Origin of the sequence: Brachybacterium kimchii, assembly GCF_023373525.1 — a bacterium.
Lineage (GTDB): Bacteria > Actinomycetota > Actinomycetes > Actinomycetales > Dermabacteraceae > Brachybacterium > Brachybacterium kimchii.
In genome coordinates, this window is sequence record NZ_CP097218.1 from 2,607,165 (window position 1) to 2,629,033 (window position 21,869).

Sequence of the window (21,869 nt, forward strand, 5' to 3'; positions counted from 1 at the left end):
GCCTCACCTCACCGCCCGGCGACAGCACGGTCACAGCGGATCCATAGCCCCGCGGGCGAGCGTCGTGGCATGGACATGATCGACACCTCGATGACCGCCTCCGTCCACGTCGTGCAGGAGGCCGCGCAGACGACGACCGAGCAGGCCCTCGCCGACCCGGCCCCCGAGCCCACGACCTCGCCCGCGCGCACCCCCGTGGCCTGGGCGGGTGCGAAGCCCGCCATCGGCGCGGCGCTCGCGGTCTCCCATGAGCAGCGCTCCGAGGAGCCCCGTGCGGACGCGGCGGGCCGGCACCGGCGCACCCTCGAACCCTGAGTCCCGGAGCTCGTCGCCCCCGGCGGGCTACGCTCGCCTGAGCCGCACCCCCGCCGAAGGAGACGAGATGGCCCTGCACGAGTTCACGTTCCCCTCCCGCAACGGACGCGACGAGATCCATGCCTGGATCCACGTCCCCGTGGTCCCCGCGCGCGCCGTCGTGCAGATCGAGCACGGGCTCGGCGAGCACTCGCGGCGCTATCAGCGGCTCATCGCGCGTCTCCTGGATGCGGGGATCGTGGTCGCGGCCGACGACCATGCCGGTCACGGAGCCACGGCCGTCGCCTCGGGCGTCTGGGCGGACACCGGCGAGGACGGCCTGGAGACCGTCATCGCCGACGAGGAGACGCTCCGCGAGAAGGTCACCTCGATGCTCCCCGAGCTGCCGTACGTCGTCTTCGGCCACAGCTGGGGCTCGATGATCGCCCGCGCGCAGGCCGCGCGGCACCCGCAGGGCCTGGCCGGATTGGCGCTCGGCGGGATCGCCGCCGGGATGCGCTCGATGCGGACGTTCGACCGCCACGCCCTGGACCGGGCGATCGGCGCGGGCGACGGCGCGAGCAGCGGCGAATCCTTCCTGCCGAGCCTCTTCGACGGCTTCCTGGACCGCTACGACGACGTGCGCGGGCCGACCGACTGGGTCGCGCGCGACCGCGACGTGGTGCGCGACCACGGCTCCGACCCGCTCAACGGCTTCGGGACGCCCATGTCCCTGCGCTTCGTCCGGGACTTCGTGGGGCTCTACGACGAGGCGAACGCGCCCGAATGGGCCGCGCGCATCCCCCGCGGCCTGCCCGTGCTGATCCTCTCGGGAGACCAGGACCCCGTGGGCGGCTTCGGGGAGGGCCCGTACAACGTGGCCACCGCGCTGGTCGAGTCGGGGACGCGCGATGTCACCACCCGCGTGTACACGGGCTTCCGCCACGAGGTGCACAACGAGCCCGAGATCCGCGACGAGGTCGCGGACGAGATCGTCGCCTTCGTGGAGCGCGTCGCCGGCTGACGACGCTCCGCCGCCTGCGGGAACGCACGAGGGCGCCGCATCCGTTCAGGATGCGGCGCCCTCGTGCAGGTGGCCGTCGGCCCGGAGACCTATCGGGACCGGACCGGACCGGGCGTCAGACGCTCGGCGCGGCCTCCGGGGCCTCGTCGGCCGGCTTCTGCGCGATGGTGCCCGTCTTGAGGGAGGCGACCATCTCGTCGAACTGTTCGCGAGCCCTGGCCGGCGGTGCGGGCGTGAGCAGCGAGACCACGATCGCCACCAGCAGGTTGAGCACGAAGCCGGGGAGGAGCTCGTAGAGGTGGTCGCCGCCGAAGAGGTTCCAGGCGACGTCCGGCGCCTCCGCGGTGAAGACCCCGCCCCACCAGAAGGCCACGACCGCACCGACGATCATGCCGGCGAGGGCGCCGGGCATCGTGAAGCGGCGCCAGAACAGGCACAGCAGCACGACCGGTCCGAAGGCCGAGCCGAAGCCGGCCCAGGCGAAGGACACGAGATCAAGGATCGAGCTCGAGGGGTCCAGCGCGAGCAGCGCCGCGATCACCGAGATCGTGAGGACCCCGGCGCGTCCGCCCCAGAGCTTGGCCGAGGGGCCGATCGAGCGGTTGAACGCGCCCACGATGTCCTCGATGAGCGCGGAGCTCGTGACCACGAGCTGGCTCGACATCGTCGACATGATCGCGGCGAGCACCGCGGCCAGCAGGATGCCCGCGAGCAGCGGGTGGAACATGATCTGCGCGAGGTCGAGGAAGACCGACTCGCCGTTGGTCTTGTCGGTGAGCAGGGCGTCGCCGTTCTGCTGGAAGTACGCGAGCCCGGCGAGGGCGGTGAAGATCGCGCCGAGCACGCACAGGATCATCCAGCCCACGCCGAAGGTCGCGCCGTACTTCGCGTCGCGCGAGGAGCGCAGCGCCATGAAGCGCACGATGATGTGGGGCTGGCCGAAGTAGCCCAGGCCCCAGGCGAGCGAGGAGATCACGCCGACGGCGGTCGCGCCGCTGGTCATCGACGCGAAATCGGCGTTGACCTGACGCACGGAGTCGAACATCTCGACCGGGCCGCCCACGGAGAACATCGCGACGATCGGGACCACGATGAGCGAGATGAGCATGATGACGCCCTGGACGACGTCCGTGTAGGTCGCGCCGAGGAAGCCGCCGAACAGCGTGTACAGCACGGTGACGCCGGCGACCAGGAGCATCCCGACGAGGTACGGGCCGCCGAAGAAGGACTGGAAGAACACGCCGCCGGAGACCATGCCGGAGGAGACGTAGAAGGTGAAGAACACCAGGATCACGAGCCCGGCCACGATGCGCAGGGCGCGCGTGCGGTCGAACAGCCGGTTGCCGAAGAAGCTCGGGACCGTGAGGGAGTCGTCGGCGATCTGGGTGTACTGGCGCAGACGCGGCGCGACGAGGATCCAGTTGAGGGCCGCGCCGACGGTGAGGCCGACGGCGAGCCACGCCTCGACCAGACCGCTCATGTAGAGCGCGCCCGGCAGCCCCATGAGCAGCCATCCGGACATATCCGAGGCGCCCGCGGACAGGGCCGCGGTGAAGGGGTGCAGCTGGCGACCGCCGAGGATGTACTCGTCGCCGCCCTTCGTCTTGCGGAAGGCGTAGAAGCCGATGCCGAGCATCGCGAGGAAGTAGATCGCGAGCGCGATCAGCTTGAACGTGAGGTCCATTGCCGTGCCGTTCTGATCGGGGACAGGGACAGGGATGCCCTGCACGGTAGCGGCATAAGGAGGCGCGCGTCACCGCGACTCCCCCGTTCTCCCCCGCTCCGGACGGCCCGGGCGCCTGTGAGACGTCTCGCGATCACGCCCGGCTCCTCCTGGTCACAGCGGTGTGATCACGGAGCGAGCAGATCGACCTCGCTGTCTCCGTGCAGCACGGCGAGTCCCCGCCGTGCGCGTGACGCGCCCCACGGACCGAGCAGGTCCAGCTCCTCCTCGTCCGCGAGCATCCAGTCGTCGAGCTCCGCGGCCTGCGGGACCACGTCGGCCTCGAGCCGCGCGGCCGGGACGACGCCCGCGTCGAACAGGAAATGCGCGCCCATCGGAGCCCCGACACGTGCCCGCGAGGGCATCCAGTGCACGGCGAGCAGGCGGCCGATGGGGAGGTCCAGGCCGAGCTCCTCGCGCACCTCTCGATGGGCGCATGCGCGGGCGTCCTCCCCCGGGTCGACGCCCCCGCCGGGCAGCAGCCAGTGGTCGCGGTAGTTCGGCTTCTCGATGAGCACGCGGCCGTGCTCGTCGCGCAGGATCACCGCGCCCGACGTGATGACCTTCGGGAGCGAGTCGAAGTAGACGGCATCGGGGAGCAGCTCGTTCATGGCGCCATCCTCACAGACCCGAGCGGCCCGCGGACGCACCTGCCCGTCGTGCGCCGAGCGCCCCCACGAGCGTGGCGAGACTGAGGGCGATGAGCACGAGCGCGGGGTGCCACCAGGCCTGGCCGGTGGCGCCGCCCAGCGCGGCGGTGAGCAGGGGGACGAAGCCGCTGAGGGTCGCGGCGATCGCGTAGGCGAAGGACAGCGCCGAGTACCGGAAGCGCCCTTCGAACAGGTCGTTCATCAGCCCGCCGAGCGCCGCCCACGACATGGTGGGCAGGATCCCGCCGATCACCATCATCGCGACGAGCACCCCGAAGGTCGCCGAGGGCAGCAGCGCGTACATCGGCAGGGCGATGAGCGCGGTGCCGAGCGCTCCGATGCCCACCACGCGGGCCGAGCCGATGCGCGTGGCGAGCAGGCCGAACAGCGGGATCGTCACCAGCTGCAGGAGGGAGCCGATGGTGGTGGCGGTGAGCAGCTGCAGGAAGGGATACCCCAGCTGCTCCGCGCCGTAGTTCATGGTGTACGTGTTCATCAGGGAGTACGACCCGATGCCCAGCAGTGCGGCCAGCACCGCGGTCCCCAGGGCGAGCGGCCGCGAGCGCAGCATGTCGAGCACGGGGACGCGGTCGCGCGAGCCGTCGGACCTCAGCCGGGTGAAGACGGGCGTCTCGTCGACGCGCATGCGCAGGTACAGCGAGACCAGCAGCAGCGGGAACGCGAGCAGGAACGGCACCCGCCAGGCCCAGGCGGCGATCGCGGACTCGGGCACCGCGGCGATCAGCACCAGGTAGACGGCGGCCGAGAGGATCGAGCCGACGGGCGAGCCCAGCTGCGGGATCGCGGCGTACAACGCACGGCGCAGGGGCTTCGCGTGCTCGGCCGCCAGCAGCACCGAGCCGCCCCACTCCCCGCCCAGAGAGAGCCCCTGGGCGAGGCGCAGCACCACGAGGCCGATCGCGCCCAGCCAGCCCGCCTGCGCATAGGACGGCAGCAGGCCGATGAGGCCGGTGGCGACGCCCATGATCCCGACGGTCCACAGCAGGGTCGCACGCCGGCCGAGCCGGTCGCCCATGTGCCCGAACACGATTGCGCCGAGCGGCCGGATCACGAAGCTCACCGCGATCGTGCTGAAGGAGGCGAGGGTCGCCCCGGCCGGCCCCAGCGGCTCGAAGAACAGCGGGCCGACGAAGAACGCCGAGAAGTACGCGAACAGGTAGAAGTCGAACTGCTCGAGGGAGGTGCCGACGAGCGAGGCCCAGGTGACCCGGCGCGCCTCGCGGGGGCCGGCGGGTCCGCTCGAGGGGGCGTCGGCGGCGGGCCGGGTGGCGGCGTCGGTCGCGGCGTCGGTCGTGGGGACGCCGACGGGCCGGGTGGGATCTGCGGGCATGGTGCTCCGTTCACGGGTCCCGTGCCGGGATCGAGCACAGGTCAGGTCACCCTAAGCTCGTCGGCCCCGCGAGCGGACGCCCGGGCGATGTGGACCACAGACCCCGGGCCGGCGGCTCCTCATCCCTGCGCACCCACGCACCCGAACCGTCGCTCCCCCACCCCCTCGCCCGGAACGACGATGGCCAGGTTCTCTGACAGGAATCGGACAATCCTGTCAGAGAACCTGGCCATCGATCAGGCGCCGGGGCGCTGGGCGGCGAGGCGGGACGCCGCGGTCAGTTCTCCTCGAGCGACCCGTCGTAGGCGCAGATCGCGTCGACCTTCGCGGCAGACGACGAGTTCGGGTCGAACTCCAGATCCAGCCACACATCGACCAGGGCCTTCGCGGACTCCAGCCCGATCACGCGCTCGCCCATGCACAGCACCTGCGCATTGTTCGACAGCACCGAACGCTGCACCGAGTACAGGTCGTGCGCCGTCACCGCCCGGATGCCCTTGACCTTGTTCGCCGCGATCGCGACGCCCAGGCCGGTCCCGCACACCAGCAGCGCACGGTCCGCGTCGCCAGCGGCGACGAGCTCGGCGGCCTCGACCGCGACGTTCGGGTAGTACGTGCCGTCCTCACGGCCGGTGACGCCCACGTCGGTCACCGACTCCACGCGCTCATCGGCCTCGAGGACCTTCTTGAACTCTTCCTTGTATCCGAATCCGGCGTTGTCTCCGCCGACGACGATCCTCAGTGCCATGTTCTGCTCCTGTTCCTGCTCGTGATGCGAGGTATGGGGTTCGGGACGATTATCCGTGCAGCGCGGGGCGATGGTCCCGTGAGGTCCGACGGGCCGAAGGCCCTCCCGCCCGACGGCCCGGGCCCGCCGTGCTCAGGCGAGCTGCTCGCCGAGGCGGGCGACGATCCGTGAGAACGAGACCGCGCCCGGGTCGGGGGTGCCCACGGACTTGTCGCCGAGCACGCGGGCGCGGCCCAGGTGGGCGGCGATGTCGCTGGTGCCCTCGGCGGCCTCGGCGGCCGCCTCGGCCGCGGTGGAGATCGCGGTCCCTGCGGCCGCGAGGTCCGACGGGGTGCCCGCGGACTCGAGGGACTCCCGGAAGGGCACCATCGCGTCGACCATCGTCTTGTCGCCGACCTTCGCGCCGCCCAGGCGCTCGACGGCCTCGATGGCCTGCACGATCCCGGCCACGAGCTGCTCGGGGGTGACCGCGGTGTCGTCCGCGAGCGCGCTGCCGAGGCTCGTGAGCGCGGCTCCCCAGAGGGCGCCGGAGGTGCCGCCGGCCTCGGCGGACCAGGCGGAGCCGCCCTGGACGAGGACGGTGCGTGCGCCCGCTCCTCCGTCGGCCGCCTTCTCCGCGGCAGCACGGGCGGCGCGCACGCCGAGCACCATGCCCTGTCCGTGGTCGCCGTCGCCGGCGACGGCGTCCATCTTCCCGAGCTCGGGCTCCCATTCCTCGAGCTTCTCCTGCAGGTCCGCGAGGATCTCGACGATCCGCGCCGCGCTGCCGCGGGAGTCCTCGGACGCGTCGGGGATGGGGTCCTCGCCCGGGGTGTAGATCTCGCCGCGCTCCTCGCCGGCCGGCCCGTCGACGACCACTCCGCGGCGGAAGGCGGGGGTGTCGGCCGGGGCGAGCCAGAGCTCCTCGAGCTCCTCGTCCAGGCGCATGACCGTCAGGGACAGCCCGGCCATGTCGAGGCTCGTCACGTGCTCGCCCACCTCGGGGCGCACGATCGTCAGCCCCGCCTCGCCGAGCATCCGCGCCACGTGCGCGTAGACGACGAACAGCTCCTCGTACTTCACGGTGCCCAGGCCGTTGAGGACCACGGCGGCGCGCGTCGAGTCCAGCTCGGGGGTCTCGGCGAGGACGCCGTCGACCAGGCGGCGGGCGAGGTCCTCGGCGCTGGGCATGTCGACCTCGTCGATGCCGGGCTCGCCGTGGATGCCCAGGCCGATGGCCATCTTCCCCTCGGGCACGTGGAACAGGGCCTCGTCGGCCCCGGGGATCGTGCAGCCGTCGAAGGCGACGCCGAGGGAGCGCGTGGCGTCGTTCGCCTTCCAGGCGAGGCGCTCGGCCTCGGCGATGTCCGCGCCGGCCTGGATCGCGGCGCCCGCGACCTTGAAGACGACGAGGTCGCCGGCGATGCCGCGGCGGTCCCGGTGGTTCTCCTCGGAGTTCGAGGCGATGTCGTCGCTGACCTTGACGATGCGCACGTCCACGCCCTCGGCGCGCAGCTTCTCCGCGGCGACGCCGAAGTGCAGGACGTCGCCCGCGTAGTTGCCGAAGCCGAGGATCACGCCGCCGCCGTTCTCGGCGTTGCGCGCGACCGAGTACACCTGGTCGGAGGACGGCGAGGAGAAGATGTTGCCGCACGGGGCGCCGTGGGCGAAGCCCGGGCCGACCCAGCCGGCGAAGGCCGGGTAGTGGCCGGAGCCGCCGCCGACGACGAGCGCGACCTGGCCCTCGGGCGTCGCGTCGCGGCGCACCACACCGCCGTGGACCTGCGTGAGCTCCTCGGGATGGGCGGCGACCAGTCCCTCGACCGCGGCGGCCGGGAACTTCTTCGGATCATCGAACAGGTAGGTCATGAGGTGGTCTGCTCTCTGCGAGGGAGGAACGGATCAGGGGTGTGTGCTCGGGGCCGACGGTCAGGGCCTCAGGCGGCGGTGTAGCCGCCGTCGACGCTGAGGACCGAGCCCGTGACGAAGGTGGAGGCCTGCGAGGCGAGGAAGACCGCGGCGCCCGCCAGCTCATGGGGCTCGCCCGGCCGCTTCATCGGCGTCATGAGGTTCCACTGGTCGATCTGCGGACCGCCCTCCTCGTAGAACCCGCGGGTCAGCTCCGTGCGCATGTAGCCCGGCGCGATCGCGTTCACGCGCAGCCCCCGCTCGGCCCACTCGCAGGCCGCGGAGCGGGTGAGGTTGTGGACGGCCGCCTTCGAGGCGTTGTAGGAGGCCTGCTTCTGCGGGATGTTCGCGATGATGCCGCTCATGGAGCCGGTGTTGATGATGCTGCCGCTCCCCCGCTCGAGCATGTGGCGCGCCACGGACTGCATGACGTGGAAGACGGCGTCGAGGTTCAGCCCCATGACGGCCCGCCAATTCTCCTCGGTGACCTCCTCGAGGGGCTGGTGGATCGTGCGCCCCGCGTTGTTGAGCAGGGTGTCGATCTGCCCGAGGTCCGCGACGACCCGGTCCACGAGCTCGTCGACCTCGGCGGGGTCCATGACATTGCAGTGGTAGTAGCGGACGGTGCGGCCGGTCGCCTCCGCGAGCTCTGCGGCAGCCTTCTCGCCGGTCGAGTCGTCGATGTCGGCGAGCGCGAGGTCGCTGCCGTGATCGGCGAGGCCCTTGGCCATGGCGAGGCCCAGGCCCTTCGCGCCTCCGGTGACGAGGGCGACGGTGCCGCTGAGATCGAAGAGGTCTGTGCTGGTGGACATCGGGGTTCCTTCCGTGGGGTGCCGGGGTGCGTGCGGGTGCGTGGGCGGAGGTCAGTCCTCCACGACCGGCCCGTGCAGGCGCGGCTGGTGGACCTTGAGGAAGAAGGTCATGGTGAAGGCGCAGGCGTAGAGCAGCACGAACGCCCAGACCACGCCGACGTTGCCGCCCCAGGGGCGCACGATCGCGACGACCGCGCTGCCGAGGAAGGTCGCGCCGCCCGCGGCGGTCGTGTACATGGCCATCGCGGCGCCCTTCTCCTTGGGTGCGATGGCGGGCATGATCGCGCCGAGCGGGACGAAGCCGGCGAGCAGGATGCCGAAGACGGTGCCCGCGGCGACGGAGACCACGAAGCCCCAGTCGGATCCGGCCGGGACCATGTGCGGGACGTACCACCACAGCAGCAGGCCGATGGCCGAGCCGACGATGCCGAACCAGCGCACGGTCTTCACCCAGCCGACCTTGTCGCCGAGGGCCCCGAAGGCCGCGTTGAACAGGATGTTGCCGGCGTAGACGATCGTGGTCATCAGGAGCCACTGCGACTGGCTCCAGCCCAGTCCGCCGTCCTTCACGGTCCCGGCGATGACGTTCGGCAGGATGATGAACATGCCGAACTCGGGCGCGGTGTTGATCAGGCGCGTCAGGAAGCCCATGGCGATGCGGCCGTTGGTGAAGGTCAGGCGCAGGCCCGAGAGGATCACGCCGCCCGCGGACTCGCCGGCCGGGGCGAGACGGCGCGATCCGTGCTCCTCGTGGACGCCGAAGCGGGCGATGAGGAAGCCGATCAGCACGATCACGGTCGAGGCGAGCATCGTCCACTTCTCACCGAGGAAGCCGCCCCCGAAGCCCGGGATCATGTACCGGGCGACCAAGGAGCCCAGCGTGGGCAGGCCGCCGGTGAACATGACGTAGAACCAGCCCACGGCAGTGCCGTTGCGCTCCTTGTCGACGACGTGGTTGATCCACACGAGGAACGCGAAGGCGAACAGCGGGAAGCCGAATCCGCGCAGGAAGTAGCTGAGGCCGACCAGGAGCTCCGACTCGAGCTGCAGCGACCCGAGGAAGGCGAATTCGAAGACCACCCAGACGCCGAAGCCGATGGCCATCACGCGGCGCGGACCGATGAGGTCGGAGAGCGCGCCGGCGAGGTAGGAGCCGATGAGCACGGCGAGGCTGTACATCGCGATGATGGTCGCGGCGAGGTTGGTCTTGTCGTCGCCGCCGCCGAAGGTGTTCGCGATGTGCGGGGAGACGAAGTTGGACTCGACGCCGTTGCCGGTCATGAAGATGAGCACGCCGAGGAAGCCCCAGCGCAGTGGGTGCGGGATCCCGAGCCGATCGAGGAAGGGCACGCGCTCGCCGCCGGTCACGGGGGGAGCTGCCGGTTCGGCTGCGCTCATGGGGACACTCCTTCGTGTGGGTCACAGGCTCGGCGGCGCGCGCGAGGCGCTGCCGCCGTGACAGACACTAGGGACCCACCCGAACATACGTCAAGCACAAATGTTCGGGTCGCGCAGGGGTGAGCGGCCCGGGTGCCTTCGCGTGCGCCCGGACCGCTGGAGGGACCGCCTCCTCAGCCGCTGTAGGTGAAGGCCTCGGTCATCTTGTCGACATTGTCCTCCGTGATCAGGATGCAGTCGAAGGCCTGCTTCTCCTGCTCGGGCTCGGTGCCGTCGGCGACGAGCGCATGGGCCATCTCGACCGCCTTCGCGGCGAACTGGGCGACGGGCTGCAGCACCGTGTACGCGAGCTCCCCGGCCTTGATCGAGTCCACCGCGTCAGGGGAGCCGTCGAAGCCGCCCACGACGATCCCGTCGAAGGCGTTCGCCTCCTTGAGCGCGGCGATCGCCCCGAGCGCCATCTCGTCGTTGCCCGAGATGATGCCGTCGATGTCGGGGTGCGCCTGCAGCAGCGACTGCGCCTTGTCGTGCCCCTTGGTGCGATCCCAGTCGGCGACCTCCTGACCCACCTTCTTGAGGTCCGGGTACTGGCTGATCGTGGTCTCGTAGCCGTTGGACCGGGTCTGGGCGTTGTTGTCCGAGGGCAGCCCGAACAGCTCGACGTACTTCCCCTTCTCCTTCATCCGCTTCACCCACTCCTGCGCGCCGATCGCGGCGCCCTGGGCGTTGTTGGAGACGAGCTGGGACTTCGCGACGCCGGCCTCGTTGACCTCAGCGTTCACGAGGAAGACGGGGATGCCGGCCTGGTTCGCCTTCTTGATCGTGCCGATCGAGCCGTCGGCGTTGGCCGGATCCAGGATCAGCGCCACGGACTTGTTCGAGATCGCCGTGTCCACGAGCGTGTTCTCGGTGTTGGTGTCGCCCTTGTGGGCGCCGACGGTGGTCGTGTAGCCGAGCTCCTTCGCCTTCGCCGCCGCGACGTCGCCCTCGGTCTTCCAGTAGGGGTTAGAGGGGTCGTTGACGATGATCGTGATGAGCCCGCCGGCCTTGCCGCTGCCGCCGCTGCCGCCGTCCGAGCCGGAGGCGTCGTCCGAGCCGCTCGAGCAGGCGGCGAGTCCGGCCGTCGCGGCGCCGATGCCGAGAGCGGTCAGGAAGATCCTGCGTTCCATGGTGGGTGTCCTTTCCAGGGGCGCGCGTCCGACGCGGACATCGCGAGAGGGGATCCGGTCGCGGGTCACGACCGGTTGTCAGGGGTGTCGGAGGAATCGGGAGCAGCGGAGGCATCGGGCCCGTCGGGGGAATCCGGGGCCGACCGCGCAGCAGGGACCGACGGCTCCGCCCCGTCGACCTTCGCCGACCCGTCGGCCTTCGTCGCCTCGTCGCCCTTCGCCGTCCCCGGTGCCGCGCCGAAGCGACGGCCGGTCCGTCCCGGTCGGCCGTACTGCAGGGAGTTCAGCAGCACGGCGATCACGATGACGGCGCCCACGAAGACCGTCTGCCAGTAGGCGGAGACGCCGATGATGACGAGTCCGTCGGAGAGGAAGCCGATGACGAAGGCGCCCAGGAGGGTGCCGCGCACGGTGCCGCGGCCGCCGGAGAGGGCCGCGCCGCCGATGACGACGCCGGCGATCGCTGTGAGCTCGTAGGTGTTGCCGGCGGTGGGGCTCGCGCTCGTCAGGGTCGAGGCGAGGATGAGGCCCGCGACGGCCGAGCACAGGCCCGAGACCACGTAGACCCACACGGTCACCGTGCGCACGGGGACGCCGGAGAGCTGGGCGGCGCGCTCGTTGCCGCCGGTCGCGTACAGCCAGCGGCCGAAGGTGGTGCGCCCCAGCACGAGCGCGATGACGGCGGCGACCACGACCATGATGAGCACGCCCACGGGGATGCCCAGCAGGCGGTTGAAGCCGAGCCACTCGAAGCCCGTGTTGCCCAGCGACTCGTCGCCCGAGAGGTCGTTGACGGTGCGTCCGTTGGTCATCAGCAGTGCGGCGCCGCGCACGACGTAGAGCATGCCCAGGGTCGCGACGAACGGGGCGACCTTGAACTTCGCGACGAGCACCCCGTTGACCAGTCCGATGAGCGCGCCGAGCGCGACGGAGACCAGCACCGCGACGGGCACACTGGGGTACAGGGTCACGCCCAGGAAGTGCAGGGGCACGCCCTTGAGCAGGAAGCCCGCGATGACGGCGGTGCAGCCGAGGGTCGAGCCCACGGAGAGGTCGATGCCTCCGGTGAGGACCACGAGCAGCATGCCCAGGCTCAGCAGTGCGTAGATCGCGACGTGCGAGGCCATGATCAGCACGTTGTCGATGGTCAGGTAGTTCGGGGAGAGCAGCGAGAACACCACGATGATGAGGGCGAGCGCGAGGAACGCGCGTCCCTCGACGAGCAGCTTCGAGATGTCGAGGCCCCGTCGGGGTGCTGCCGTGGCGGTGGTGGAGGTCATGGGAGTCATCCGTTCGCAGGAATGAGGCGGGAGGCGGGCGGGAGCGGGTCCGAGCGGGTGCGGGTCCGGGAGCGGGTCAGAGGGCGACGGCCTCGCCGGAGGCGGCCATGACGTCGGACTTGTCGGCGGTGCCGGGCTCGAACTCGGCGGAGATGCGACCGCGCCGGAGCACGACGATGCGGTGGGCGATGCTGAAGCACTCCTCGACCTCGGAGGTCGTGAAGAGCACGGCGAGACCCTCGCGGGCCTTCTCGGCGAGCAGGGCGAAGACCTCGGCCTTCGCACCGATGTCGATGCCCCGGCTGGGCTCGTCCAGCAGCAGCACCTCGGGGTCGGTGGCGAGGATCTTCCCGATCACGACCTTCTGCTGGTTGCCGCCCGAGAGCGCACCGATGGCCACGCGCGGACTCGAGGTCTTCACGGTGACCTCGCGGACCATGCGCTCGGCGAGCGCGCCCTCCTTCGACCGGGAGAGCAGGCCTCGGCGCAGGAACTGGCGGATGCTCGCGAGGGTGAGGTTCTGGCCCACGTCCATGGTCTGCACGAGGCCCTCGCGCTGACGGTCCTCGGGCACCAGACCGATGCCGCGGCCGATCCGCTCCCCGATCGTCTCCTGGCCCAGGGCGTGCCCCTCGTGGAGGATGCGGCCGCCCGCGACCTCGCCGCTGCCGGCGACGGCCTCGAGCACCTCGGTGCGTCCGGCGCCCATGAGCCCGTACAGGCACACGATCTCGCCGCGGCGCACGTCGAGCGAGAGGCCGTCGACGACGGCCCGCTCGGGGTTCTCGGGGTCGCGCACGGTGAGGTTCTCGATGCGCAGCACCGGTTCGCCCAGCTCGTAGCCCGTGGGCGGGGAGCCGAGGTCGAAGTGCTCGCCCACCATGTGCCGCACGATCCACGGCAGGTCGATGTCCGCGCGATCGCCCGCGGCGGTCATCGAGCCGTCCCGCAGCACCACGGCGCGGTCGGTGACCTGCAGCGCCTCCTCGAGGTGGTGGGAGATGTAGACGATCGACACCCCGCGCGAGGTCAGCGACTCGATGATCTCGAAGAGGATCTCGACCTCGCGGGCGGCGAGCGCGGAGGTCGGCTCGTCCATGATGAGGATGCGGGCGTCGATCGAGAGGGCGCGCGCGATCTCGACGATCTGCTGCTGACCCACCCGCAGGTCGCCGACCAGCGTGGACGGGTCCACGTCCAGCCGCATCTCCTGCAGCAGCGCGGCGGTCTGCCGGCGCTCCTCGGCGAAGTCGACGCCGCGGGGCCCGGAGATCTCGCGGCCCAGGAAGATGTTGTCGCGGATCGAGAGGTTCGGGGCGAGGCTCAGCTCCTGGTGGATGATCGCGATGCCGTGCTCGCGGGCCTCGGTGGTGTCCGCGAAGGTCACGGGCTCCCCGTCGAGCAGGATCTGCCCCGAGGTGGGCTGCTCGACCCCGGAGAGGATCTTCATGAGCGTGGACTTGCCGGCGCCGTTCTCCCCGAACAGCGTGGTGACGCTCCCCCGCCGCACGGTGAAGTCGACGCCCTTGAGCGCGCGGGTGCCGCCGTAGGTCTTCACGACCTCGCGGGCCTCGAGGACCACGTCCCCGCGGACCTCGCGCTCGTCGGCCGAGCCGGCCGCGTCGGCGCTCATCACGAGACCTCCAGGTCCGAGGGCGTGACGAGCCAGCCCTGCGGGTTGATCGCGGTGAAGGCCCCGGTGACGGTGACGGTCTTCCCGTCCAGGTCGCCCGCGGGATCGAGGACCTGCTTCTTCATCTCCTCATTCAGCGCCGCGCCCGCGTCCTGGTACTCGATCTGGTTGGTGAACTGCCCGAAGCCCAGCGTCCCGGTCGCGTCCCTCAGATCGGTGCCATTGATCGCCGGGCCCACCTGCATGCGCACGGTGACGTCCTTCGGCATGCCGTCGACGGCGACCTCGCAGATGCCGGATTCGCAGTCGTGGACCTTCCCGGTGAAGGTCGTCGCGTAGACCGTGTTGCCGGCGGACTCGACGCCCTCCTTCTTCGCGGCCTCGGGGTCTTTCTCGATGGACGTCGCGAGGTCGGGCGCGGCGACGGCCTTCTCGGCGATGCCCTTCTGGATGGTCGGGAAGGTCTTGGGCCCGTAGGTGGCCTTGTCGAAGGCGGCGGGGCCGGAGGCGACCTCCTGGCCGTCGGGCACGACCTTGGTGCCGGCGACGACGAGGATCACCGCGAGCACGGCGATGATCACGCCGATCCAGCGGCCGAGGTGCCTCTTCTTCGGGATGGTCGCGCGGCGTGCGGCAGGGCGCGCGGCGGGGGCGGTGCTCGTCATGGAGCAGCCTTCCTGTGCGGGCGCCGGGGTCGTCGATGACCCGGGGCGCAGGAGGAGGGAGGAGGAGCGAGCGGGATGCTCGGGGGCGGCTCGGCGGTGAGCCGTGGGGCGCCGGCCCGGGGCCGACGGGTTGGGGTGGTCGGCGCGGCCGGGCGCGATCAGCGATGATCGCGCCCGGCGCCGCCGTCCGGAAGGGGCCTGGTCCGGCTCAGCGACCGGGGAGGATGGACACCTTCACCGAGGCGCCGGCGGAGTCGCCGACCTTGTCGAGGGCCTCCTGGAACTCGGCGAGCGGGTACTGGTGGGTGCAGATGTCGTCGAGCGGGAGCTCACCGGACTCGATCATCTTGATCGCGGCGGGCCAGCAGTGCGGGCCGAGGTGCGCGCCGAGGACGTCGAGCTCCTTGTCGTCGGAGATGATCGACCAGTCGACCGAGACGTTGTCCTTGAACACCGAGTACTCGACGTAGCGGCCGAGCTTGCGCAGCAGGGTGAGGCCCTGGCTGACGGCGCTCGGGTGGCCGGTGCACTCGATGTAGACGTCGGCGCCGTAGCCGCCGGTGAGGTTGCGGATCTCCTCGTAGACGTCGACCTTCGAGGGGTTCAGCGTGAGGTCGGCGCCGCACTTCTTGGCGAGCTCGAGCTTGTGGTCGTCGAAGTCGAGGGCGATGACCATCTTCGGGTTCTTGTGCACGGCGCCGATGATCGCGCCGAGGCCGATGGGGCCGCTGCCGGCCACGACGACCACGTCGTCGAAGGTCAGCTGCGCGCGCTCGACGGCGTGCAGGGAGCACGAGAGCGGCTCGGAGAACGCGGCGTGGTGCGGCGGGACGGACTTGTCGACCTTGTGGGCGCGGGCGAGCGGCGGCACGATCATAAACTCGGCCATCGCGCCGTCGTAGTGCTTGAAGCCGAACATGTCGTGCGGGCCGCACATCCAGTACCAGCCGCGCTGGCAGTACATGCACTCGCCGCAGGGCACGATCTGCTCGCAGGCGATGCGGTCGCCGACCTGCACGCCGTGCAGGGCGAGGGCCTCGTCGGAGCCGGCGACGACCTCGCCGACGAACTCGTGGCCCGGGGTGATGCCGGGCTGGACCCAGCGCTCGCGGTTCTCGTCGCCCCAGAACTTGGTGGCGCCGTGGTAGCACTTGAGGTCGCTCGCGCACACGCCCACGGCCTCGACCTTCATGAGCAGCTCGTCGGGTCCGGGCTCGGGGACGTCGAGGTCCTCCAGGCGGTAGTCCTCCGGCGCGTGCATGACGACGCCCTTCATGGTCTTCGGGAACTCGCTCATCACCGATCTTCTCCTTCGAAACGCCCGGTCAGCGTGATGTCGTGGCTCACACTAGGAGGCGCGAGCACAAACGTCAAACACATTTGTTCGCGACGTGTGTGCGGAGTCGGCAGACCCCGGTCAGAGCGCCGCGGCCAGCACGGCCTCGGCGGTCGCAGCGTCGGTGACGAGGGTGGAGACGAGCCCCGCGCGGCTCGCGGCGAGGATCGAGGGGGCCTTCTCCGCGCCCGCGGCGACGGTCACCAGGTGCGGGATCCGGCGCAGCTGCTCGAGGCTCGGGCGCACCAGACGGTCGGCCCCGGGGAACCCGACCTCGCGACCGGCGGGATCCAGGAAGTGCAGGCAGATGTCGCCCTCGGCGCGCGCGAGCGACGAGTCGCCGCGCGGAACCACCGAGGTCAGGCTCGACCGCGAGCGGTAGGGCGCGCCGACGCCGGTGACCGCGACCCGCGCCCGGTCCCAGAGGTCGGTGATCTCGCGGTAGCTCGGATCGGCCTGCAGCGACTCCCACAGGCTCGCACTGGGAAGGGCGGGGGCGAACATGAACCGCGGCGTCGCCCCGGTGCGGTCGGCGAAGCGGCGCACGAGCTCGTTGGTCTGGAACCACGGGTCGCTCTCCTGCTGGCCGCCGACGGTCGGCGCGACGACCACCCCCGAGAGGTCCGGCAGGCCGGGAGAGTCGCAGACGGCGTGGACGGTCTTCCCCGAGGAGAGCAGCAGCGCCTCGCCGGAGCCGAGATCGAGGGCGCGCAGCTCCTCGCCGAGCAGCTCGCCGAGCCCCTTGAAGTCCCGTTCGTGCTGGTCGCCCGGGGCAACGCGCACCTCGCGCACGCCGAGCAGGTCCCGCACCTGGCCCGCGAGGGAGCGCACGTCGACCGCCGAGGGGTCGAGCACCTCGAAGCGCACCATGCCGATCCGCCGCGCCTCGGTGAGCAGCTTGCTGACCGTGGGACGGGAGATGCCGAGCCGCTCGGCCACCTCGGCCTGTCGCAGGTCGTCGAGGTAGTAGGCCGTCGCTGCGCGGTGCAGGAGGGGGAGATCCATGTCGGTCTCGAGCACCGTGACTCCTTCCGCACGCCGCAGTTCTCCGAGATTGTAGGGGCATGGCCCCCGTGGCAGGATGGAGCGTCGTGACGCGCGGGTCAACAGCGGGTGACGCGCAGGTGAACAGGCCCCGCACACCGCCCGCCCCGCCGCCAGAGCGAAGAAGCCGGAGGAACGCATGCCCCAGCCCCATCCCGAGGTCGTCCTCGGCTTCGACGTGGGCACCTCGGCGAGCAAGGGCGTGCTGGTCACGGCCGACGGCGAGGTCGTGCGGCGCGCGGTGCGCGAGCACGCGGTCTCCCGCCCCCATCCCGGCCACGTCGAGATGGACGCCGAGGTCTGGTGGCGCGAACTGGTCTCGATCACCGACGAGCTGCTCGCCCCGGGGGATGTCGAGGTCGCCGCGATCGGCGTCTCCGGCATGGGCCCGTCCGTGGTCCCGGCCGACGCGGTCGGCGAGGCCGTGCGGCCCGCGATCCTCTACGGGGTCGACTCGCGCGCGTCGGCCCAGATCCGAGAGCTCGAGGACGCGCTCGGCGCCGAGGAGATCTTCGAGCGCTGCTCGCTGACGCTGAGCTCGCAGGCCGCGGGCCCGAAGATCATGTGGGCGCTCGAGGAGCACGCGGACTCCGCGCGTCGCACGCGGCGCTTCTTCATGCCCTCCTCGTTCCTCGTCCACCGCCTGACCGGCGAGTACGTGCTGGACCATCCGAGCGCGAGCCAGACCGCGCCCTTCTACGACCCCCGCACCCGCGCCTGGGGCGAGGAGCTGGGCGAGCGCTTCCTGCCGGGTGTCGAGATGCCCGCGCTGCGCATGCCCGCCGAGCAGGCGGGGAGCGTCACCGAGGAGGCCGCGCACCGGCTCACGGGCATCCGCCCGGGCACCCCGGTCGCGACCGGGACGATCGACGCCTGGGCCGAGGCGGTGAGCGTGGGCGCCGACTCCCCGGGCGACCTCATGGTCATGTACGGCACCACCATGTTCCTCATCGCGACCACGAGCGAGCCGTGCCGCAGCCGCACCCTGTGGGCCTCGGCCGGGCTCACGCGGGAGGACACGCACGCGCTCACCGGGGGCACCTCCACCTCGGGCGCGATCACCTCGTGGGTGCGGGACCTGACCGGCGACGCCGACCACGCGACCCTCATCGCGGAGGCCGAGCGCAGCGGCCCCGGCGCCCGCGGCCTGCTGATGCTCCCCTACTTCGCGGGCGAGCGCTCGCCGATCATGGACCCCGGCGCGCGCGGCGTGATCGCCGGACTCACCCTCTCCCACACCCGCGGCGACCTCTACCGGGCCGCCCTCGAGGCCGCGGCCTTCAGCGTCCGCCACCACCTCGAGGAGATGGCCGCGGCGGGCGTGCGCCCCCGGCGCGTGGTCGCCGTGGGCGGCGGCACGCAGGGCGGGCTGTGGCCGCAGATCGTCTCCGACGTCACCGGCCTCGCGCAGGAGATCCCGCGGCACACGGTGGGCGCCGCCTACGGCGTCGCCCGGATGGCGGCGCGCCTGAGCGGGCTCTCCGCGGCCGAGGGCTGGAACCCGTGCGACCACGTGGTGCGCCCCGACCCCGCGGCCGACGGCGCCTACGACGACCTCTACGCCTCCTTCCGCGCGCTCTACCCGGCGACGCAGGGCATCGTCCACGACCTCGCACGGCGCGCGGCCGACTGACCTGCGTCGATCACCGCGGGCCCCGGCGGGTTCCGGAGAATACTTCCGCGCGGACGACGCGGAGTGGAAGACTCCTCTGCACCCGACGAAGGAGTCACGCATGTCATCCCCCTCCCCCATCGGCCGCCGGACCGCGCTCGCAGCGCTCACCGCGAGCGTGCTCGCCGCCCCCGTCGCCGCCCAGGCGGCGCCCGACGCCGACTCCCCCGACCACGAGAGGCTGCGCGGCCGTGGAGGCCGGCACGGGCATGATCACGGCCATGGCCACGACCACGGCGGCGGCCACGGGACCCGGCCCGTCGGCCCCCTCTCCCCTCCCGACGGCCCCTTCACCCCGGACTGCCCGCGCGGCGTCTCCTGCGACGTGCGCCCGGCGGCCTACGAGTCCACGGGCGAGGACCCGCAGGACTACGCGAACTACACGCTGGGCGGGCGCACCGCCCGGGACATCACGAGCATCGTCGTCCACGACACCGAGGAGACCTACGAGGGCACGGTCCGGATCTTCCAGGACCCGGCGAGCCAGACCTCGATCCACTACGTGATCAGGGAGGACGGCCACATCACGCAGATGGTGCGCGTCCAGGACATGGCCTGGCACGCCGGGAACTGGACCTTCAACCAGTCCTCGATCGGCATCGAGATCATCGGCTATGCGGAGAAGGCCGAGTCCTTCACCGCCGCCCAGTACGAGGCGACCGGGAAGCTCATCGCCCATCTGTGCCGCCGCTACGACATCCCCCGGGACCGCGAGCACGTGGTCGCGCACGAGGACATCCCGGGGTCCTCGGCCGCGAGCCAGGCCGCGATGCACTGGGACCCCGGCGCCTACTTCGACTGGGCCTCGCTGATGGAGGCCGCGGGCATCCGCGTGCCGCGGGCGACGACGGGCCGCCTGCGCGGGGTCGCGACCATCGCCCCCTCGCTGCGCTCGAACACCCTCACCCTCACGAGCTGCACCGAGGACGGCGGCACCCTCCCTGCGCACGGCTCCTCCGCCGTTCCCGTGCGCACCGCCCCGCGTGAGGACGCGCCCCTGCTCGCCGATCCCGCTCTCGCGGCCGACGACACCCCGAACGGCGGCAGCGACCGCATCTGCGACTGGGGCGCGCAGCTCGCCCACGGCCAGTCCTTCGCGATCGCGGAGCAGGAGAGCGACTGGGCGGGGCTGTGGATCGGCGGCGAGATCGGCTGGGTGCGCCGGACCGACGCGGGCGGCAGGCCCACCCTCGCCCAGGGCCCCCGTCGGGCCCGACGGGTGACGCCCCGCGGCTCCGCGCCCGTCCGGGCGACGGGCTCCGCCTACCCGGCGGAAGCAGCCTTCGAGGAGGCGGGACTGGAGCCCTCGAGCACGGATCCCCTGCCCTACGAGCTCGCTCCCGGCCAGTCGTACGTGGTCGAGGACGAGGTGCGCGGCAGCTACTACTGGGCGCCCGACGTCGACGGCACGGGCGGGATGTGGGTCGGTGACGACACCCGCTGGCTGCGCGTGAGCATCAACCACCGCTTCGGCTTCGTGCGCGAGAGCGAGATCCGGGACGTGTGACCCGGACGGAGACATAGGAAGGGCGGGGCACCGGATGCTCCGATGCCCCGCCCCGTCGACCTCTCGGCCCCTCGGCCGAACGACTGCCCGATGCTCAGGCGGTCGCGGCCTCCACGTCCTCGTCGACCCAGTCGAAGGTCTTGGTAACGGCCTTCTTCCACAGGCGCAGCGAGCGCTCGCGGGTCTCGGGATCCATGTCGGGCTCCCAGCGCTTGCCCTCGGCCCAGTTGTCGATGACGTCCTGCTCGCCGTCCCAGTAGCCCACCGCGATGCCGGCGGCGTAGGCGGCGCCGAGCGCGGTGGTCTCGATGACCTCCGGACGCACCACGGGCACGCCCAGGATGTCGGCCTGGAACTGCATGAGGGTCTCGTTCTGGACCATGCCGCCGTCGACCTTGAGCTCGGTGAGGTCCACGCCGGAGTCGGCGTTCATGGCCTCGAGCACCTCGGCCGACTGGAAGGCGGTGGCCTCCAGGGTCGCCCGCGCGATGTGGTTCTTGTTGATGAAGCGCGTCATGCCGACGATCGCGCCGCGGGCGTCGGCGCGCCAGTAGGGCGCGAACAGCCCGGAGAAGGCGGGGACGACGTAGCAGCCGCCGTTGTCGTCGACCTTCTTGGCGAGGTCCTCGATCTCCGGGGCGCTCTTGATGAGGCCCAGGTTGTCGCGCACCCACTGCACGAGGGAGCCGGTGACGGCGATCGAGCCCTCGAGCGCGTAGACCGGCTTGCTGTCGCCGATCTTGTAGGCGACGGTGGTGAGCAGCCCGTTCTCGCTGCGCACCAGCTCCTCGCCCGTGTTGATGAGCATGAAGTTGCCGGTGCCGTAGGTGTTCTTGGCCTGGCCCACCTCGAAGCACGCCTGGCCGAAGGTCGCGGCCTGCTGATCGCCGAGGATGCCGGCGATCGGGGTGTCGATGAGCAGGTCGTTCTTGCGGCCGTACCCGTAGACCTCGGAGGAGGACTTGATCTCGGGGAGCATGGACAGCGGGATGCCCATGTCCTTCGCGATGTCCTCGTTCCAGTCGAGGGTGTCGATGTTCATGAGCATCGTGCGGGAGGCGTTGGTGACGTCGGTGACGTGCACGCCGCCGTTCTGGCCGCCGGTGAGGTTCCACAGGACCCACGAGTCGGTGTTGCCGAAGATCAGGTCCCCGGCCTCGGCCTTCTCGCGCGCGCCCTCGACGTTGTCGAGGATCCACTTGACCTTGGGGCCGGAGAAGTAGGTCGCGAGCGGGAGGCCCACGCGCTCCTTGTACTTGTCGGCGCCCTCGTCGCCCGCGAGCTCGTTGCAGATCTTCTGCGTGCGGGTGTCCTGCCAGACGATCGCGTTGTAGACGGGCTCGCCGGTGTTCTTGTCCCAGACCACCGCGGTCTCGCGCTGGTTGGTGATGCCCACGGCGGCGAGCTGGTGACGGTTGATCTCCGCCTGCTGGAGAGCATCGGCGACGACCGCGCGGGTGTTGCGCCAGATCTCCACCGGATCGTGCTCGACCCACCCGGACTTCGGGAAGATCTGCTCGTGCTCCTTCTGCCCGGTGGCCACGATCTGGCCGCCGTGGTCGAAGACGATCGCGCGGGTCGAGGTGGTGCCCTGGTCGATCGCCAGGATGTACTTCTTCTCGTCAGTCACGGAAACTCCTTCAGTCCCTTGCTGCGGTGATGGTGTCAGTGGTGCG

General features: G+C 71.2%; 18 protein-coding genes. 4 read left to right on the forward strand and 14 right to left on the reverse strand.

All coding sequences use genetic code 11. The features are described 5' to 3' along the window. Positions 1–69 precede the first annotated feature (69 nt). Positions 70–315: a hypothetical protein gene (locus M4486_RS12015; protein ID WP_249477422.1), complete on the forward strand. Its 246-nt coding sequence runs from the start codon at positions 70–72 to the stop codon at positions 313–315. 67 nt (positions 316–382) lie between these two features. After that, positions 383–1,318: an alpha/beta fold hydrolase gene (locus M4486_RS12020; protein ID WP_249477423.1), complete on the forward strand. Its 936-nt coding sequence runs from the start codon at positions 383–385 to the stop codon at positions 1,316–1,318. Positions 1,319–1,433: 115 nt separating this feature from the next. Here M4486_RS12020 and putP read toward each other — a convergent pair whose 3' ends face one another. From putP to M4486_RS12085, 13 genes are all read right to left on the reverse strand, one after another. Then, the gene (gene putP / locus M4486_RS12025) at positions 1,434–3,002 is read right to left on the reverse strand and encodes a sodium/proline symporter PutP (protein WP_249481125.1); all 1,569 of its coding nucleotides are present in this window, start codon (positions 3,000–3,002) and stop codon (positions 1,434–1,436) included. A 167-nt stretch (positions 3,003–3,169) separates the two neighbouring features. After that, positions 3,170–3,652, reverse strand: a complete 483-nt coding sequence (locus tag M4486_RS12030) for an NUDIX domain-containing protein (protein ID WP_249477424.1) — start codon at positions 3,650–3,652, stop codon at positions 3,170–3,172. Between the two features lie 10 nt (positions 3,653–3,662). Beyond that, entirely contained in the window at positions 3,663–5,042 is a 1,380-nt protein-coding gene (locus M4486_RS12035) for an MFS transporter (RefSeq protein WP_249477425.1), read from the reverse strand. 277 nt (positions 5,043–5,319) lie between these two features. Beyond that, positions 5,320–5,790 carry a ribose-5-phosphate isomerase gene (locus M4486_RS12040; RefSeq protein WP_249477426.1) on the reverse strand — a complete coding sequence of 157 codons (471 nt, stop codon included), beginning with the start codon at positions 5,788–5,790 and terminating at the stop codon, positions 5,320–5,322. A 132-nt stretch (positions 5,791–5,922) separates the two neighbouring features. Next, positions 5,923–7,638 carry a dihydroxyacetone kinase family protein gene (locus tag M4486_RS12045; RefSeq protein WP_249477427.1) on the reverse strand — a complete coding sequence of 572 codons (1,716 nt, stop codon included), beginning with the start codon at positions 7,636–7,638 and terminating at the stop codon, positions 5,923–5,925. 68 nt (positions 7,639–7,706) lie between these two features. Then, positions 7,707–8,489 carry an SDR family oxidoreductase gene (locus M4486_RS12050; protein WP_249477428.1) on the reverse strand — a complete coding sequence of 261 codons (783 nt, stop codon included), beginning with the start codon at positions 8,487–8,489 and terminating at the stop codon, positions 7,707–7,709. Between the two features lie 51 nt (positions 8,490–8,540). Next, positions 8,541–9,887, reverse strand: coding sequence for an RbtT/DalT/CsbX family MFS transporter (locus M4486_RS12055; RefSeq protein WP_249477429.1), 1,347 nt, complete (start codon positions 9,885–9,887; stop codon positions 8,541–8,543). Positions 9,888–10,060: 173 nt separating this feature from the next. Then, entirely contained in the window at positions 10,061–11,056 is a 996-nt protein-coding gene (locus M4486_RS12060) for a D-ribose ABC transporter substrate-binding protein (RefSeq protein ID WP_200503303.1), read from the reverse strand. A gap of 65 nt (positions 11,057–11,121) precedes the next feature. Further along, on the reverse strand, positions 11,122–12,336 hold the full coding sequence (locus tag M4486_RS12065) for an ABC transporter permease (protein ID WP_249477430.1): 1,215 nt from the start codon (positions 12,334–12,336) through the stop codon (positions 11,122–11,124). A 76-nt stretch (positions 12,337–12,412) separates the two neighbouring features. Further along, positions 12,413–13,969: a sugar ABC transporter ATP-binding protein gene (locus tag M4486_RS12070; protein WP_249477431.1), complete on the reverse strand. Its 1,557-nt coding sequence runs from the start codon at positions 13,967–13,969 to the stop codon at positions 12,413–12,415. Then, entirely contained in the window at positions 13,969–14,634 is a 666-nt protein-coding gene (locus M4486_RS12075; protein WP_249477433.1) for a DUF2291 domain-containing protein, read from the reverse strand. Before M4486_RS12075 ends, M4486_RS12070 begins: the two co-directional genes overlap by 1 nt. 208 nt (positions 14,635–14,842) lie before the next feature. Then, positions 14,843–15,931 carry a zinc-binding dehydrogenase gene (locus M4486_RS12080; RefSeq protein ID WP_283257920.1) on the reverse strand — a complete coding sequence of 363 codons (1,089 nt, stop codon included), beginning with the start codon at positions 15,929–15,931 and terminating at the stop codon, positions 14,843–14,845. 120 nt (positions 15,932–16,051) lie between these two features. Further along, positions 16,052–16,990 (reverse strand): sugar-binding transcriptional regulator, encoded by a 939-nt coding sequence (locus M4486_RS12085; RefSeq protein WP_249477436.1) that lies wholly within the window; start codon positions 16,988–16,990, stop codon positions 16,052–16,054. 163 nt (positions 16,991–17,153) lie between these two features. Between M4486_RS12085 and M4486_RS12090 the strand changes: the two genes are divergently transcribed. Further along, positions 17,154–18,647, forward strand: coding sequence for an FGGY-family carbohydrate kinase (locus M4486_RS12090; protein WP_249477437.1), 1,494 nt, complete (start codon positions 17,154–17,156; stop codon positions 18,645–18,647). A 100-nt stretch (positions 18,648–18,747) separates the two neighbouring features. Continuing rightward, positions 18,748–20,193 (forward strand): N-acetylmuramoyl-L-alanine amidase, encoded by a 1,446-nt coding sequence (locus M4486_RS12095; RefSeq protein ID WP_249477438.1) that lies wholly within the window; start codon positions 18,748–18,750, stop codon positions 20,191–20,193. A gap of 94 nt (positions 20,194–20,287) precedes the next feature. Here M4486_RS12095 and glpK read toward each other — a convergent pair whose 3' ends face one another. Further along, on the reverse strand, positions 20,288–21,823 hold the full coding sequence (gene glpK / locus M4486_RS12100; protein WP_249477440.1) for a glycerol kinase GlpK: 1,536 nt from the start codon (positions 21,821–21,823) through the stop codon (positions 20,288–20,290). Positions 21,824–21,869: the final 46 nt, after the last annotated feature.

Bases quoted from the DNA above. Each gene is read 5' to 3' on its own strand.
- M4486_RS12035 (WP_249477425.1), bottom strand. From the start codon at position 5,042: ATGCCCGCAGATCCCACCCGGCCCGTCGGCGTCCCCACGACCGACGCC.
- M4486_RS12030 (WP_249477424.1), bottom strand. From the start codon at position 3,652: ATGAACGAGCTGCTCCCCGATGCCGTCTACTTCGACTCGCTCCCGAAG.
- M4486_RS12095 (WP_249477438.1), top strand. From the start codon at position 18,748: ATGTCATCCCCCTCCCCCATCGGCCGCCGGACCGCGCTCGCAGCGCTC.
- M4486_RS12070 (WP_249477431.1), bottom strand. From the start codon at position 13,969: ATGAGCGCCGACGCGGCCGGCTCGGCCGACGAGCGCGAGGTCCGCGGG.
- M4486_RS12040 (WP_249477426.1), bottom strand. From the start codon at position 5,790: ATGGCACTGAGGATCGTCGTCGGCGGAGACAACGCCGGATTCGGATAC.
- M4486_RS12050 (WP_249477428.1), bottom strand. From the start codon at position 8,489: ATGTCCACCAGCACAGACCTCTTCGATCTCAGCGGCACCGTCGCCCTC.
- M4486_RS12075 (WP_249477433.1), bottom strand. From the start codon at position 14,634: ATGACGAGCACCGCCCCCGCCGCGCGCCCTGCCGCACGCCGCGCGACC.
- putP (WP_249481125.1), bottom strand. From the start codon at position 3,002: ATGGACCTCACGTTCAAGCTGATCGCGCTCGCGATCTACTTCCTCGCG.
- M4486_RS12080 (WP_283257920.1), bottom strand. From the start codon at position 15,931: ATGAGCGAGTTCCCGAAGACCATGAAGGGCGTCGTCATGCACGCGCCG.
- M4486_RS12065 (WP_249477430.1), bottom strand. From the start codon at position 12,336: ATGACCTCCACCACCGCCACGGCAGCACCCCGACGGGGCCTCGACATC.
- M4486_RS12045 (WP_249477427.1), bottom strand. From the start codon at position 7,638: ATGACCTACCTGTTCGATGATCCGAAGAAGTTCCCGGCCGCCGCGGTC.
- M4486_RS12055 (WP_249477429.1), bottom strand. From the start codon at position 9,887: ATGAGCGCAGCCGAACCGGCAGCTCCCCCCGTGACCGGCGGCGAGCGC.
- M4486_RS12090 (WP_249477437.1), top strand. From the start codon at position 17,154: ATGCCCCAGCCCCATCCCGAGGTCGTCCTCGGCTTCGACGTGGGCACC.
- M4486_RS12015 (WP_249477422.1), top strand. From the start codon at position 70: ATGGACATGATCGACACCTCGATGACCGCCTCCGTCCACGTCGTGCAG.
- M4486_RS12060 (WP_200503303.1), bottom strand. From the start codon at position 11,056: ATGGAACGCAGGATCTTCCTGACCGCTCTCGGCATCGGCGCCGCGACG.
- M4486_RS12020 (WP_249477423.1), top strand. From the start codon at position 383: ATGGCCCTGCACGAGTTCACGTTCCCCTCCCGCAACGGACGCGACGAG.